Annotated in this window: 15 protein-coding genes; 5 read left to right on the top strand and 10 right to left on the bottom strand. The window is 65.5% G+C overall.

The window, feature by feature from the left end; all coding sequences use genetic code 11:
• Positions 1 to 98: 98 nt before the first annotated feature.
• Positions 99 to 2,384, bottom strand: coding sequence for an FdhF/YdeP family oxidoreductase (locus ACUVWL_RS05860; protein WP_445978914.1), 2,286 nt, complete (start codon positions 2,382 to 2,384; stop codon positions 99 to 101).
• A 244-nt stretch (positions 2,385 to 2,628) separates the two neighbouring features.
• Between ACUVWL_RS05860 and fdhD the strand changes: the two genes are divergently transcribed.
• Entirely contained in the window at positions 2,629 to 3,477 is an 849-nt protein-coding gene (gene fdhD, locus ACUVWL_RS05855; protein ID WP_445978913.1) for a formate dehydrogenase accessory sulfurtransferase FdhD, read from the top strand.
• 39 nt (positions 3,478 to 3,516) lie between these two features.
• Here fdhD and ACUVWL_RS05850 read toward each other — a convergent pair whose 3' ends face one another.
• Entirely contained in the window at positions 3,517 to 4,053 is a 537-nt protein-coding gene (locus ACUVWL_RS05850; protein ID WP_046430864.1) for a carboxymuconolactone decarboxylase family protein, read from the bottom strand.
• Positions 4,054 to 4,159: 106 nt separating this feature from the next.
• Here ACUVWL_RS05850 and ACUVWL_RS05845 point away from each other — a divergent pair, with 106 nt between their 5' ends.
• Complete coding sequence (locus tag ACUVWL_RS05845) at positions 4,160 to 5,041, top strand: AraC family transcriptional regulator (RefSeq protein ID WP_241886894.1); 882 nt, start codon at positions 4,160 to 4,162, stop codon at positions 5,039 to 5,041.
• A gap of 449 nt (positions 5,042 to 5,490) precedes the next feature.
• Here the strand turns inward: ACUVWL_RS05845 and ACUVWL_RS05840 are convergent, their stop codons facing one another.
• A complete protein-coding gene (locus tag ACUVWL_RS05840; protein WP_032962647.1) occupies positions 5,491 to 6,048 on the bottom strand; it encodes a TetR/AcrR family transcriptional regulator in 558 nt (185 codons plus the stop codon).
• Between the two features lie 4 nt (positions 6,049 to 6,052).
• Positions 6,053 to 7,585, bottom strand: coding sequence for an MFS transporter (locus tag ACUVWL_RS05835; protein ID WP_445978912.1), 1,533 nt, complete (start codon positions 7,583 to 7,585; stop codon positions 6,053 to 6,055).
• 433 nt (positions 7,586 to 8,018) lie between these two features.
• On the opposite strand from ACUVWL_RS05835, the gene ACUVWL_RS05830 reads away from it, so the two are divergent.
• Both ACUVWL_RS05830 and ACUVWL_RS05825 read left to right on the top strand, forming a co-directional pair.
• Positions 8,019 to 9,512: an AAA family ATPase gene (locus tag ACUVWL_RS05830; RefSeq protein WP_445978911.1), complete on the top strand. Its 1,494-nt coding sequence runs from the start codon at positions 8,019 to 8,021 to the stop codon at positions 9,510 to 9,512.
• A 128-nt stretch (positions 9,513 to 9,640) separates the two neighbouring features.
• A complete protein-coding gene (locus ACUVWL_RS05825; protein WP_241886897.1) occupies positions 9,641 to 10,342 on the top strand; it encodes a hypothetical protein in 702 nt (233 codons plus the stop codon).
• A 42-nt stretch (positions 10,343 to 10,384) separates the two neighbouring features.
• Here ACUVWL_RS05825 and ACUVWL_RS05820 read toward each other — a convergent pair whose 3' ends face one another.
• From ACUVWL_RS05820 to ACUVWL_RS05795, 6 genes are read right to left on the bottom strand one after another with little or no spacing between them, the layout of a single operon-like run.
• The gene (locus ACUVWL_RS05820; protein WP_445978910.1) at positions 10,385 to 11,131 is read right to left on the bottom strand and encodes a hypothetical protein; all 747 of its coding nucleotides are present in this window, start codon (positions 11,129 to 11,131) and stop codon (positions 10,385 to 10,387) included.
• The gene (locus tag ACUVWL_RS05815) at positions 11,131 to 11,748 is read right to left on the bottom strand and encodes a DUF3299 domain-containing protein (RefSeq protein WP_262225076.1); all 618 of its coding nucleotides are present in this window, start codon (positions 11,746 to 11,748) and stop codon (positions 11,131 to 11,133) included. The genes ACUVWL_RS05820 and ACUVWL_RS05815 overlap by 1 nt, the downstream gene beginning before the upstream one ends.
• Positions 11,738 to 12,289, bottom strand: coding sequence for a DUF3299 domain-containing protein (locus ACUVWL_RS05810; protein ID WP_049439548.1), 552 nt, complete (start codon positions 12,287 to 12,289; stop codon positions 11,738 to 11,740). The genes ACUVWL_RS05815 and ACUVWL_RS05810 overlap by 11 nt, the downstream gene beginning before the upstream one ends.
• A gap of 2 nt (positions 12,290 to 12,291) precedes the next feature.
• Complete coding sequence (locus tag ACUVWL_RS05805) at positions 12,292 to 13,545, bottom strand: ABC transporter permease (RefSeq protein ID WP_401746968.1); 1,254 nt, start codon at positions 13,543 to 13,545, stop codon at positions 12,292 to 12,294.
• On the bottom strand, positions 13,538 to 14,233 hold the full coding sequence (locus ACUVWL_RS05800) for an ATP-binding cassette domain-containing protein (protein WP_049439544.1): 696 nt from the start codon (positions 14,231 to 14,233) through the stop codon (positions 13,538 to 13,540). Before ACUVWL_RS05800 ends, ACUVWL_RS05805 begins: the two co-directional genes overlap by 8 nt.
• Positions 14,230 to 14,763, bottom strand: a complete 534-nt coding sequence (locus ACUVWL_RS05795) for a ZrgA family zinc uptake protein (protein ID WP_049439542.1) — start codon at positions 14,761 to 14,763, stop codon at positions 14,230 to 14,232. The genes ACUVWL_RS05800 and ACUVWL_RS05795 overlap by 4 nt, the downstream gene beginning before the upstream one ends.
• A gap of 32 nt (positions 14,764 to 14,795) precedes the next feature.
• Between ACUVWL_RS05795 and ACUVWL_RS05790 the strand changes: the two genes are divergently transcribed.
• A complete protein-coding gene (locus tag ACUVWL_RS05790) occupies positions 14,796 to 15,272 on the top strand; it encodes a MerC family mercury resistance protein (RefSeq protein WP_197604682.1) in 477 nt (158 codons plus the stop codon).
• The last annotated feature ends 20 nt before the right edge of the window (positions 15,273 to 15,292 follow it).

Here is a 15,292-nt window from a genome sequence, read left to right as displayed (position 1 = left end):
AAGCGCCAGCGCCGGTGCATTCAGCACCAGGGCAACGAGCAGCATCCATCGCAGCAGCAGGCCAGGCAGGTTCACCCGCCGATGATAGCCGATGCGCGTCACGCAATCGCCGCCGCCATCGCCCGCATCCGCACCGGGATCGACTTCGCTGCGGGTGTGCCGCTGATCCGGTCGTAGTAGTCCAGCGGCAGCAACGGGTTCAGTTCCGGGTAGTAACCGGCCAGCGCGCCGCGCGGCATCGGGTAGTCCAGCACCGTCAGGCCCTCGATGCGGCGCTGCACGCCATCGCCGCTGATCGTCTCCAGGCTGACCAGCGCTTCCTTCTCCAGCCCGCGCGCCAGCCGGTCCTCGATATTCATGAACAGCACCATGCGATCGTTGTACACGCCGCGATAGCGATCGTTGTAGCTGTAGATGGTGGTGTTGTACTGATCATGCGAGCGTACCGTGGCCAACCGCAACATGTCTGGATCGTGCACCGGATCGTCCACGTCCAGGCCGGGCATCACCAGGATGTTGGCCTTGCCATTGGGCGTGGGCCACACGTGGCGGCGCGGCGGAATGTCCAGATGGAAACCGTGTGGCTGCTGGATGCGCTCGTTGAAGCCGGTGTAGATCTCCGGATACACCGCGGCAATCAGCTCGCGGATGGGCGCGTAGTCGTGCATGCAGCCGGCCCAGTCAACCCTGCTGTCGGGCAGCGTGGCCAGTGCCATCCGGCAGACGATCTCGACCTCGGGCAACACCTCGGCACTGACCGGCTCCAGTACCCCGCGCGACGCGGTGACATTCGACATCGCGTCTTCGATGGTGACGAACTGCTCGCCGGCGGGCGTAACGATGCGCTCCGAGCGCGCCACCACCGGCAGGATCAGTGCATCGCGGCCATGGACCAGGTGCCCGCGGTTGAGCTTGGTGGCAATGCCCACGGTGAGCTCCAGACCACGCATTGCCTCATACGCACGCGGGGTATCGGGCACGGCATGGATGAAGTTGCCACCCAGGCCGATGAACACCTTGGCGCTGCCGTCCAGCATCGCCTCGATGGATTCGACCACATGGTGGCCATGCTCGCGCGGCGGGTCGAAGCCGAACACCTGCTGCACGCGGTCCAGATAGGCCGGCTTGGGCTTCTCGTCGATGCCGACGGTGCGGTCGCCCTGCACATTGGAATGCCCACGGATCGGTCCGATGCCGGCGCCGGGCTTGCCGAAGTTGCCACGCAGCAACAGCAGGTTGGCGACCTGCTGCAGCAGGCGCGAGCCGTACTGGTGCTGGGTCAGCCCCATGCCGTAGCAGATCACGGTGGCCTTGGAACGGATGTAGATCTCCGCACAGCGGCGGATCTGCGCCTGCGAAATGCCGGACACCTGCACGATCTGGTCCCAGTCCTGCGTCATCACGTCTTCGCGCAGCGCCTCCAGGCCCACCGTGTGTTCCGACAGGAAATCATGGTCGAGCACGCGCTCGCCCTGTGCCTCACGCTCGAACATCACCTTCATCATGCCCTTGATCAGGGCCAGGTCGCCGCCGATGCGGATATGCACGAACTCGCTGGTGATCTCGGTCGAACCGAACGTGGCCATCTGCACCACGTCCTGCGGCTCGGCGAAGCGGATCAGCGCACGCTCGGGCATCGGATTGACCGCCACGATCGGGATGCCGCGTTTACGCGCCTCGACCAGGTTGCTCATCATCCGCGGTGAATTGGTACCGGTGTTCTGGCCGATCACGAAGATCGCCTCGGCATGCTCGAAATCCTGCAGCACGATGGTGCCCTTGCCCACCCCGATGGCCGGCGGCAGGCCACGGCTGGTCGGCTCGTGGCACATGTTCGAGCAGTCCGGGAAATTATTGGTGCCGAACTCGCGCACGAAGATCGAATACAGGAACGCGGCTTCATTGGGCGTGCGGCCGGAGGTGTAGAACTCGGCCTGGTGCGGGCTGTCCAGCGCCTGCAGGTGGCGGCCGATCAGCGCGAAGGCATCGTCCCAGCTGCACGGCACGTAGTGGTCGGTGGCTGCGTCGTAGCGCATCGGCTCGGTCAGCCGGCCCTGCATCTCCAGCCAGTAGTCGGTCTGCGCCATCAGTTCGGTCACGGTGTACCGGGCGAACAGTTCGCGGCCGGCGCGGAACTGGGTGGCTTCCCAGGCCAGTGCCTTCGCGCCGTTCTCGCAGAACTCCAGCTTCTTGCGTTCGTCGGCATCGGGGAACGCGCAGCTGGGGCACTTGAAGCCACCGGGCTGGTTCATCGCCAGCAATGCCTTCGATCCCTTGCCGATCACACTCTGCTGCAGCAGCACCTTGGCCGTGGCGCCGGCGGCACCCCAGCCTCCGGCGGGCTGGTTGTAGGGCTTGTAACGCGGCGGTTTCTGCTCGGACATGTTCGGGAACCTGGCAGTAGGAACGCAACAACGAACGGCACAACGCGGTCCGGCGGTGCATTCAGTGGCACGACCAGCCGCACAGTCAAGCACGGCCCACGGCGCTTCGCCAGAGGGCACCGGCTGATTTCAGCACAACCTGCCATGGCAACGGTTACAGCCGCGTCTGCGCGCAACCACTGCGCTATCCTCGAAACCGCCGGCGGTGGCCCGCCCGCGTTTCTCCCTTGTCCGGACGCGCTGCATGCCTGATTCGATCCCGCCGCACACCCCGCCTGCCGGCACCGCCCAACGCCCGTTGCAGCGCTGGCGCGGCGGCACGCAACAGCAGCAGGTCGACGTGGTGGCCGAGGAAGTGCCGGTGGCGCTGCGCTACAACGATGCCCCCTTTGCCGTGATGATGGCCACACCCTGTGATCTGGAGGACTTCGCACTCGGATTTTCGCTCAGCGAAGGCCTGATCAGCGCGCCCTCGCAGCTGCTGTCGATCGATATCCACCCACAGCTGGAAGGCATTGAGCTGCAGATGACCGTGGACGAGGCTGCGCCCGGCGCAAACCTCGACCCCGACAAGGGACGCCTGCTGCCCGGCCGTGGTGGCTGTGGCCTGTGCGGCACGCGCCAGCTGGAAGAAGTGCTGCGCCCACTGCCGCAGATCCGCGAGCGCCGCAGCTATTCCGCCACCGCCCTGCAGCGGGCGTTGGCCAGCCTGGCGCAGCACCAGCCGATGAATGCGGCAAGCGGCTCGATCCATGCCGCGGCCTGGGCCGACGCCAGTGGGCGCATCGGCTGGGTACGCGAGGACGTCGGCCGCCACAATGCACTGGACAAGCTGATCGGCGCCCTGCACCACAACGAACACGCCATCGAAGGCGGCCTGCTGGTGATTTCCAGCCGGGCCAGCTACGAGATGGTGAGCAAGGCAGTGCGCGCCGGCGCCAGCGTGCTGGCGGCAGTGTCCGCGCCGACCGCGCTGGCGATCGATCTGGCCCGCAGCGCCGGCCTGTGCCTGGTCGGGTTCGCGCGGGAAAGCGGGTTCAATGTGTATACCCATCCGGAGCGGCTGCAGGCGCACGACGGCCACGCCCGCTGAGGATGGCCGGGAGCACTGCGTCCCCCGGACCGGTACACCTCAGCGCAGCGCGACCTTCGGGAAGTCCACCGGCACGTCGAACGCCACGTTGACGTAGTTGGTGAACAGGTTGAGCGCCACATGCGCGAGGATCTCGACGACCTGCTCATCATCGAAGCCGGCCGCGCGCAGCGCCTGCACGTCGCCGTCGGCGATCTGCGCACGCTGCTCGACCACCTTCAACGCGAAGTCGAGCGCCGCCGCAGTGGCCGGGTCGCTGGACTGGCCGATCTGCGCGGCAGCCATCTGCTCACCGCTGGCGCCGGCCTTGCGGCCCAATGCCGTGTGCGCGGCCAGGCAGTACTCGCAGGCGTTGCGGTTGGCGATGGCCACGGCGATCTGCTCGCCCAGCAGCGGCGACAGGCGACCGCCGCCCAGCGCGCCGAACGAACCCCACATGCTCTGCAGGGCAGCCGGCGAGTTGGCCACGGCGCGGAACATGGCCGGGGTGGCGCCGAAGGCAGCGTGGACCTGGCCCAGCAGGGCCTGGCGGTCGGCGGTGGTGTTGGCGGCATCGATCAGGGGGACACGGGACATGGTGGATCTCCTTGGGAAAGCGCCCGGGATTGGACGACCCGCTCATCCTAGGTAGACTCCCTGGACGGAACGTCCTCAATTCGCCACATATGTTGTCCATACGTCCATGCGCATGCGCACCGCCACCCCTGCGCCAGATCGACTCTCCTCGCTGCTGGAACGCTTCCGGGTGCAGGCGGCGCTGTTCCACAGTGGCCTGCTGTGCGGGCAGCATGTCTTCGAGCCGCAGCCCGGTCGTGCGTTCCTGCACATCCTGCGCCAGGGTGAGATGGAAGTCCGTCATCCTGGGGGCGATAGCGCGCTGCCCCGGTTGAAGATCGATACACCCAGCCTCCTGCTGTATCCGCAGCCGCTGCACCATGTGTTCTTCAACGCTCCGCTGGACGGCCCGGATTTCACCTGTGCCACGCTGGATTTCGATGGTGGCGCGCGCAATCCGATCGTGCAGTCGCTGCCACCGGTGATGGTGGTGCCGCTGGCCGCGATCACCGAACTGGATGACACCCTGCAGCTGCTGTTCGCCGAAGCCGATCGCCAGCGCTGCGGGTCACGGCTGCTGACCAACCGCCTGTTCGAGGTGGCGCTGATCCAGATCCTGCGCTGGGTGGTCGACCACCCGGATGCAGCCGGCGTCAGCCACGGGTTGATGCGGGGGCTGTCCGATGCGCGGCTGGCACGCACGCTGGTGGCGATGCACCAGGCACCGCAGGACGAATGGACGCTGCCGCGCATGGCCGCGACCGCCGGCATGTCGCGCAGCGCGTTCGCGGCCGTGTTCAAGGACGTGATGCAGGCAACGCCAGCCAGCTACCTGCTGGACTGGCGGCTGAGCCTGGCCTGCGCGCAGCTGCGGGCCGGCGTGGCGGTCAAGCAGGTGGCGATCGAGGTGGGGTTTGCCGATACCGCATCGTTGTCGAAGGCGTTCCGCAAGCGGCTGGGGGCTTCGCCGAGGGCGTGGCTGGCCGCGGGCGCCGCGCAGGCTGGGTAAATGGATGAGGGGTAGAGTCGACCGCTGGTCGACCATCGCGCGACGCGCGGGATTTTCGTTGTCCGACCGAAGGGCAGTCGACCAACAGTCGACTCTACCGATGCGGCATTTTCGTGATCTGACCGAAGAGCAGCCGACCAGCGGTCGGCTCTACCACGGGCGATCGAAGCGGCATTTTCGTGATCTGACCGAAGGGCAGCCGACCAGCGGTCGGCTCTACCACGGGCGATCGAAGCGGCATTTCCGTGGCCTGACCGAAGGGCAGCCGACCAGCGGTCGGCTCTACCACGGACGATCGAAGCGGCATTTCCGCGGCCTGACCGAAGGGCAGCCGGCCAGCGGTCGGCTCTACCACGGGCGATCGAAGCGGCATTTCCGTGGCCTGACCGAAGGGCAGCCGACCGGCGGTCGGCTCTGCCACGGGCGATGTCGGCGCGCCGGCTGCCCGCTCAACTGGACGTTCCATCGGGCTTCGCCAGCAGCCCGGCGATCCGTTCGGCCACCTGGGCGCGCACGCTTTCATCCAGCTGCCCCTCGTACATCGCCTCGTAGATCCACAGGCCGTCGGCGGCCAGCCGTGCCACGAAATTGTCGAGCGCGGCCGGGTCGCTCTGCCCGGTCGACGGCGGCAACGGCGCCCAACGCCGTACCGCCGGCCCCCACGGGCGCTCATCGGCGTCCGGGTCGGCCGATTCGAGCATGAACATCAGCTCGGCACGGGTAGCGCTCTGCGCCGAGACGCGCACGAAGGTCTGGTAACGCTCCAGCGCCGAGGCTTCGTCTGCACGCTTGCCCAGCAGCGTTTCCATCGACGTCTCCCAGGCCTGCACCAGGTGCTCGTCGATGCCGCGCAGCAGCGCCTCGCGCGACGGGAAGTGGTACAGCAGGCCGCCGCGGGTCAGCTTGGCCTCGGCCGCCACCGACTCGAAGGTCACTGCGCGCACGCCATCACGATTGATCACGTTGACGGCGGCGTCGAGGATGCGGTCGCGCTTGCTGGTTCTCATAACGTCATTTTACGCGATCGGCCGCACCCACGCGGCTGCCGACGCGCCCGCGCAGCAGGCGCGCGATGATCGACGCGCCCAGCGCCAGCACCACCGTGATCACCAGCAGCACGATCTGGTAGCCGCGGTCATACGCGGCCGTGGCCAGTGCGAACCACTCGCCCTGCCCGCTTTCACGTGCCACGTGCAGCGCCTGGGTGAAGCCTTCCCGTGCAAGCGCGGGCATGTCGGCCGAGACCGGCAGGAATGCGCCATACATCGCCGCGCTCAAGCTGCCCAGCATCGCCACCGCCAGCAGGCCGCCGAACTCGTAGGACACCTCTTCCACCGACGAGGCCATGCCCGCACGGTGCGCCGGTACGTTGTTGAGGATGGCGGTGGACGCCACCGAGATGGCCGAACCCATGCCGAAGCCGGTGATCGCCATGCCGGCGACCACCCAGCCGAGGCCGTGCGGGAAGCCGAATGCCACCACGCCGACACCCAGCGCACCTGCGGCCAGGCCGCCACAGATCAGCGGGCGCAGGCCCACCCGGTGCAGGATGCTGCCGCCCAGCAGCGCACTGGGCAGGCTGCCCAGCGCGGCCACCGACACCAGCAGGCCCGCCTGCAGCGGCGAAAAGCCCGCCACCAGCTGGAAGCGCTGGGTAGTGACCAGCTGCAGGCCGGCCATCGCAAACAGGGTGAACACCGCCGACAGCGTGCCGGCCAGGAACGCCGGATTGCGGAAGATCGCGAAGTCCAGCAGCGGGTGCGGCAGCTGCTGCTGGCGGCGCGCGAACGCCGCACCACTGATGGCGGCCAGCAGCAGCGCGCCTGCACCCAGCGCATACGACGGCGGCGTAGCGATCAGTGACTTGATCGCCAGCACCAGGCCGGACAGTGCAGCCAGAGCCAGCAGCGACGAAACCAGGTCCCACGGTCGCGAGGGGTCGCGCTGGCCTTCCGGTGCCAGCAGCAGCGTGGCCACGAACGCGACCACGACCACCGGCACGTTGATCAGGAACACCGAGCCCCACCAGAAATGCTGCAGCAGCCAGCCACCAATGATCGGGCCAAGTGCCGCACCGACGATCGCCACCGAACCCCAGATCGCGATGGCGATGTTGCGTTCGCGCGCTTCGTGGAAGCTCAGGCCGATCAGCGCCAGCGTGGCCGGCATCATCGCGGCCGCGCCGACCGCCAGCAAGGCGCGCGCGGCAATCAGCTGCCCTGCGGTGTCGGCGAACGCCGCTGCCAACGATGCCACGCCGAACACCACCAGGCCGATCAGGAACATGCGGCGGTGGCCGATGCGGTCGCCCAGCGTACCCGCACCCAGCAGCAGGCCGGCCATCACAAGCGGATAGGCGTTGATGATCCACAGCGCCTGGCCGGCACTGGCCGAGAGTTCCTCGGTCAGCGTGGGCAGGGCGGTGTAGAGCACGGAGTTGTCGAGCGTGACCAGCAGCAGGCCGGCGGCGACGGTGAACAACAGTGCCCAGCGACGGGCACGCGACAGGGCCGGAGCACCGGCCAAGGGCTGGGACAAAGCCATGGGAGAACCTGGTGGGGGTGGATTACGGCGATAACTATACAGGATGTCCTGTATAGTTATGAGGACCAATCTCGATACTGTTCAGGCCAAGTCAAGCAGGTACTCCGCGACTAGCCGGTTTGCCGAAGACAAAGGCACCTCTTCAGGTTCATGTACAGCCGCCGCTATAGCGTGAAATATTCAACTTTCTCTAGCGAGTGACGCCCTTCACCTCAAGGGAACCGAGGACTTTCTTTCATGACGACAGAGCATCTGATCTTTGGCAGAGCAGAGATAGAAGAAGGCATACAGATTCATCCCGTCAGCCAAAGCTGGAACGACTTCGGCTTCAACTTCCATGCAGAGGCCGCCCTCACGGCAAAGAAGAGGCCTCGCCTAAACCTAAGTCTTTACGTTATTCCATTTGACGGAGAAACCATCCACAGAAAATTCAGTGCCTGGTATCAGGATCTCACTGCCGCGACTGGCACCGCAGCAGCGCCCCCCCTCTTTCGCGACCCTCCTGGCAGGGGAAAAATACTATCGGGCACTAAAGGATTGGTGTGGAAGCGATGCCGAGTACCATTCCATCCTGCGCCAGCTGCATGACATCACCCTCGAACTCGCCGAAACCCCCGGTCCACGCGTCGAAAGAATCCGGGCATCAAATGAATTTCGGCTCGGCGTGCTCCGCAACGCTGGGGCGTACCGCGCGTTTCGTACCGGATACCTCTGTCGAACTGGCAACGCCTCCGCCGATGCAAGGATCGACTTTCAATACGACGTTACGCTCGCGAGCACGGGAGACGTGTGCATACCATTCATCCATCGGGACAACGACTACGTAGCCGATCGCATCCATTGCATCGTTGGCAAGAATGGAGTCGGCAAATCCAGAATTCTGGCCTCACTTGTCAGAACACTGGCCGGAGACCAGCGCTCCCTGCTTGAGTATGACTGGAATGGGCCTCGAGAACATGGCGCCGTCACCCTGGGCTACTTCGATGGCGTTGCCCAGCCTTCCTATGCCAACCACTTCTCCAGAGTGATCGCGTACTCGACGGAGTTCGAACACCAGTATCCAACCCATACCCACCCCTCGTCGAGCTTCGATTATCTGCATTTTTCGCTAACATCGGGACTTACTGGGAATCCAAGAAGCGACTCGAATACTCGATGCGCTCGGGCGATGGTTGATCTTCTGCGTGATCATGATCCAGTGGGTGAGGTCGGACCGGATCGCTACAGTTGGCTTAAGAAGTATTGCCAAGACCACATCCCTTGGAGCGACCTATGCCTTCCAGTCGAGGAAGGTATTGACGACCGCGCGATCTTTTCGGATCAGGAGGGATATTGGATAAAGCTTGAACATCTGCGCCATGCGGGCGAACAACGCACATTGGAACTTACCGGAGCCCTCGCCGAGGACAGAGACATTGCCTTCTTCAACGATGAAGGAATTCGAGTTCGCATCAGTAGCGGCCAACGAACCTATCTAAGGTTTGCCATCCACATAATATCATTCATATCCAAGGGGTCTTTGATTATTCTCGATGAACCAGAGACCCACCTACATCCCAATCTGATTTCTCAACTCATGCTTCTGTTGAATCAAGTAGCAAGCACCTTCGAGTCGCTGGCATTGATCGCAACGCACTCCGTGCATGTCGTGCGCGAGGTTCCAACGCATTGCACACACGTCCTCACCCGAACGGAAGAAGGAACTTCCACCAAGCATGTCTATCTTCCAACGCTGGGAGCAAGCCCGACGCTGCTGTCGCTTGCGATATTTGGCGACGATTCCGTCCCCCGCCATTCCAATGAGATTGTGAAGAAAATCATCAACTCGAACCTCTCCATGAAAGAGGTCATAAAAGATCTTTCCGGGCTGATAAGCACCGAAATGCTAACAGAAATCCGCAGGGGCATTGAGGAGCAGAGCTCATGAGATCTTTGCCAGGACCGCGTCGCGCCGATGGCGCAAGACTCATCCGAGTTGGTGGTGCCTACACAGCCATAGAACCCGCAATCTGGTCATTGCGTGTCGCATACCAGGATTACGTCAAGAAGAATGCTATGGGCCTGGCAGCAATCACCCTGCCGAAGAATGCCCAGGATGAACTTCGAACGGCCTATTCAAGCAAAGCCACCACGGCATCACTGGACTGGATAGATAGGCTCCATCACGATCACAGCCTCAATCATTGCCCTGTTTGCGGCGGCCTCGGTGCGCGCACAATCGACCATCACCTGCCGAAGGCCAATTACCCCGAGTTCTCGATCTTTGCTCCCAACCTGATCCCATGCTGTGGAACGTGCAATTCGAAGCGGGGAAATGCAAACAAGCCTGGAGTGCCACAAACCACACTTCATCCGTACTTTGACAGTGCAATTCTTGACGCTCCGCTTGTATTCATCAAGGTGAGAAAACCATGGTGCGCGCCAGAATTCCAGCTGCTTCGACTACCGCAATACAAGGCCACCCGAGAACGGGTAAAGCATCATGTCCGCACATCGGTCGATTCCGCCGCCTTCGGAACATGGGCAAAGGGCTACTGGGGAGACTTCCGTAGCAAGATCGCTGCAAAGTACCAGACCGCCATTCAACTGGAGAACGAGCTGAAGCGCATGCTTGCAACTGACGCGGACTCTCATGGACACAACTCATGGCAAGCAGCGCTATCCAGAGGCGTTGCCAAGGATCAAGCCCTTATGCAGTGGCTTGTCTCCAATCCGGTGAACGTCGGCAACTACACGGCTGCACAGCTCGGAATCTAGCGTACTGCATGACTCGGGAATGCTTAACGACATGATTTGTCGCTACCGACAGTCCTCCGGCAACGCGGCGATGGCCGATACCACCGCCGCCTGCATGCCCTGCCCCACGGCCATGTCCAGCTCCCCGCCCGTTGCCCCGTGCTGGCGCCGCAGCTCGTCCTCGCACAGGCCGCGCACCCGCGCGCGGGCATTCGCGCGCAGGCTGCTGCACCGCCAGTCGGTGCCACCCAGCGGCAGCACCGAATACACCACGCTGTTGCAGGCGTTGCCAGCGCGCTGCTGCAACGACCGTCCACCAAAGTCCCGGGGTTCACTGCTGCGCTGCGGGTCGAAGTAGCTGTCCGGGAAGGTGCGCGCGTACTGTTCGATGTCCAACGCCATGCTGCGCCCACCGGTCAACGGCATCTGCAGCGGATGGCCGCACTGCGTCGCGTCGGCGCGGTGCTGGATGTACTGGTAGATCGGCCGGTCCAGCGATGGATCCTGCTGGGTCACCGCACTCACCGCCGCCAGCACCGGCAGCGACGCACGATTGGCCATGCGCGCCAGCAGCCCCGCCTGCGCTGGCTGGCAGCGGTCGCGCACTGTTGCCGCAAGCAGGAACAGCACGTCGTTGCGGAACGCGTGGTCGTCACCCAAACGCTGTTCGATGCGCTGGCTGGCGTCGGACGCCGGTGCTGGAAACGCGACCAACGGCGGCGCGGTGGGTGCGCGCTGCCGCTGCCACCACACCAGCAGCACGACTGCGCTCACCAGCACCCCGGCAGCCAGGATCCAGCGCATGCGCATCAGTCGTGGATCGCCGTCAGCGTGGCCGCTGCGGCATCGTAGGACGCGCTGGCAATGTCCGCATCGAAGCGCTTCACCTGCAGGCGGCCGGCCAACCGGTACGGGTCCCAAAGATCGCCCAGCGCGATCGGCGTGGCCAGGGTCACATGGATGATCTGGTTCGGTGGCGGCGGCGGTACGTGGATGCACGCACCGTAGAACGGCACGAACAGCAGCTCATCGACCAGGCCGGCATCATTGGTGCCCAGCGGTACCACGTAGCCATCCAGATCCACCGCGCGACCGTCGACAGCGTCGACCACGCGCGAAGAGCCGAACTGCTTGGCGCGATCCGGGCTGGAATGGTCGATTTCCTGCCCCGGTGGCGTGCCCGAGCCGGTGTCGTCGATCAGGCCGCCCACCCCGTCCATGCCATTGCGTGACAAGCCGATCTGCGGGGGCGGGCGCTGATAGGTCACTTCGTCCGGCCGCAGCGCGTCCCAGCGGTCGATAGGCGTTTCGGGCGCGGCGGAGGGCAACGGCTTGTCGCGCGGCGTGGCCACCACGGCATCACCGCCCGGTGACGTGCAGCCTGCCAACCAGACGCATCCAAGCAGCAACACAGTGCTACGGTTCATAGGGCCTCAGCTGGGCATCGCGCATGGTGTAGGCGGAACCGGCCAGATCATCATCCAGCCGCTCGGCACGCAGGGTGCCGGCCAGGAAGAACGGCGAGTACATGTCCGGCATGGCGATCGGGCGCGGCAGCACCACGTGCACGATCTGGTTCGGTGGCGGCGGTGGTACGTGGATGCAGGCGCCGTAGTACGGCACGAACAGGAATTCGGTCAGGCGCCCGTCCTGCGCAGTGGCCAGCGGCACCACGTAGCCGGGCAGGCGCACCGGACGCTGCAGCACCGTATCCACGGTACGGAACGTGCCGAACTGCGGCATGCGCCGGTTGCCGTTGTGCTCCACCTCCGGGCCCTCTCCGCGCTCCAGCGCGGCCAGCTCGTCCTTGGGCATCATCTGCAACCAGTCCAGTTCCTGCTCCGCCGCATCCGCAGCGCCAGCGTGGTCGACAACCGGCGGAGGTGGCAACGCCTGCACACCGGTATCCACCGGCCGCTCGCAGGCTGCCAGCGCCAGTACCATCGGCAATGACAGCATCCAGCGCATGCTCAGCCTCCCGGCGACAGACCATCGGCCAAGGTGCGCCGGTAGGCCAGCAACGCCGGCACCAGCCCGGCCACCGCGCTGATCGCCAACACACCCGCCACCCAGGCCAGCTCGCGGCCATCCGGCCAGACATGGGTGATGGACAGGCCGAACGTGGCCAGGGCCCAGCCGCGTCCGGCCATGCTGGCGGCCACCAGCAGCCCCAACGCCAGCACGCAGGCCACGGCACTGGTTGCCACCGCTTCCACTACCAGCAGGCCGGCGATGTAACCCGGCCGCGCGCCGGTCGCACGCAGGATCGCCATCTCGCGCCGCCGCTGCTGCAGCGTCGAGACCAGCAACGCCACCAGCGAGACCATGCCCAGCAACACCACCATCGCGCTGATCAGCTGCAGTGCGCGCTCGGCCGTGCCCAGCGACTGCCACAGCTGCTGCAGCGTCACCCCGGGCAGGATCGCCAGCATCGCCTCTTCGGGATACTCGTTGATCCTGCGCTGCACCGAAAAGGTGGCGATGCGCGAGTTAAGGCCGAGCATGAAAGCGGTGATGCTGGTCGGGGTCAGATCGAGGTGGCGCGCCTGCTCGGCACTGACGCTCTGGCTGCGCAGCTGCACACCCGAGCGCCAGTCGACGTGGATGGCCTCGATCGCCGGCAGCGAGACCAGCAGCGACGAATCCACCGGCGTGCCGGTGCGCTGCAGGATGCCGGAGACCCGGAACGGCTTGTCGGCATGCGTGGCCAGCGTGACCGCGCCGGTGCCGTGCGCCAGCACGATCTCGTCGCCGAGGCCGACCTTCTGCGCGCGTGCCACCTCCGCGCCGATCACCGCGTCATACAGATCATCAAAGGGCCGCCCCTGTGCAAAGGCAAGCGCATGACCGGAACCATAACGATAGTGTTCAAAGTAGCCGCCAGTGGTACCCACTACCCGGTAGCCGCGCCAGGAATCGCCCAGCGACAGCGGCACCGCCCACTTCACCTGCGGCATTGCGGACAGCGCCTGGTAGGACTGCCAGGACACGTTGTTGGTGGGGTCACCGATATGGAACACCGCGTACAGCAGCAGGTTCACCGGCCCCGAACGCGCACCGACAATCAGGTCCGTGCCCGACACCGTGCTGGCGAAGCCTTCGTGCGCCTGCGTGCGCACACGCTCGACACCCAGCAACAGCACCACGCTGAGGGTGATGACCAGCACGGTCAGGCCCACGCTCAACGCGCGGCTGCGCAGGCTGGCCCAGGCAAGCTCAAGCATGGCCGGCACCTGCCTGGTTGATCTCGGACAAGGCGATCGTGCGGTCGAACAACGACTGCAGGCTGTCGTCATGGCTGACCACCAGCACCGTGGTGCCGGCCGCCTCGCATTGCGCCGACATCAGCTTCAGGAACGCGGTCGCCGCGTCGCGGTCGAGCGCCGAGGTCGGCTCATCAGCCAGCAGCAACGCCGGGCTGCCGATCAGCGCGCGTGCCGCCGCCACGCGTTGTTGCTGGCCGACGCTGAGCGTGCCGGCGCGGCGCTGCATCAGCCCGGGGTCCAGCTGCAGGGCCTGCAGCAGTCGCGCGATCTCGGCATTCAACGGCCCGCTGATGCGCGCACTGCGCAGGCGCGAGAAGCGCAGGCCCAGTGCGATGTTGTCGCGCACGCTGAGAAACGGCAGCAGGTTGAACTGCTGGAAGATCACGCCCAGGTGGTCGGCGCGGAAGCGATCCCGCGCGGCACCACGCATCGCCTGCAGCGCGTGGCCGGCGACCTCGATGCGGCCCTTGCCGGGCAGCAGCACGCCCGCCAGCAGGCCCAGCAGCGTGCTCTTGCCACCGCCACTGATTCCGCGCAGCAGCACGCTGCTGCCCTGCTCGATCCATAGCCGCGGCACGTCCAGCACCAGCCGCCGGCCATAGCCGAACTGCACGCCATCCAGCACGATCACCGGTCGCATGCTCACGGTGCCAGCACCACGCGCAGATTGTCCGCGGTCAACACGCTGCGGTTCTGGCCATGGGCGGTGGTGCTGTTGACGATCACTTCGTGCAGGCCCGGGAATACTGCGGGCAGGCGCACGACGATGGCCCGCAACCCGGCAGGCTTGGCGCACTGGTACCGCAGGGTTGCGCTGAACCCTGCGTGGCGATGCTGACCGGGCGGCGGCGCGGCAGCCATCGCACCGAAGCCCTCGGCCCTGGCATCGTTCGCGATAAGGCGGCAGCCCGCGGCGGTGGGCAAGGTGACCCAGCTGCCGCCCTGCAGCAGCGCAGTCGCACGCGCCAGCGCGGCCTGCTCGGTTGCATTGGCCGGCGGCCGCTCGAAATCAAGGATGCCGATGCCGGGCGCCTGCAGGGCGAATTCCAGCGTCTGCTGGTCAAGCGCAAGATCAACGGTGGCCTGGCCGTGTACGTGCGCACCGAGCTGGCGGACATCATGGGCCTGTGCAGCGCTGGCAGCCAGCAGCAGGAAAAGAGCAGCAGAACGCTTCATGGGAGAGGCTCCAATTGTTACTATGTAACATTATGGACCACATCCCCACGACGCCTGCAAGGGCCCTGGCCCAGCCGCCAGCTTCGGCACGCTGGCACCCCCGCTTCGATCTAGCCGGGGCCTGGCTGTCCCTGGCCTGCGCCGCCCATTGCATCGCCCTGCCCCTGCTGTTGGCCTTCGTGCCGGCAGCGATGATGGCGCTGCGCTCGTTCCAGCACCCCGGCCATGGCGCGATGACGTTTCTGCTGATGATGTCGCGCTGGGAATGGCTGTTTGCGCTGCTGGCCTCGTCGCTGGCCTTGGCGAGCACTTCGGCCGGGGTTCACCGGCATGGGCGCTGGCGACCTGCAAGGCTGGCCTGCGTCGGCGCCCTCCTGCTGTTGCCGGCCTCGCTATACCTGCCGCTGAAGGAATCACTGCTCTGGCATGGCGTGGCGACAGCTGGTGGTGGCGTGCTGCTGGCATGCGCGCACATCGGCAACCGGCGCGCGCTGCACAACCGCCGGTAGTGCCGGCCGCTGGCCGGCAG

It is taken from the genome of Stenotrophomonas muris, assembly GCF_052751275.1.
This window is presented reverse-complemented; position numbering and strand designations above follow the sequence as displayed.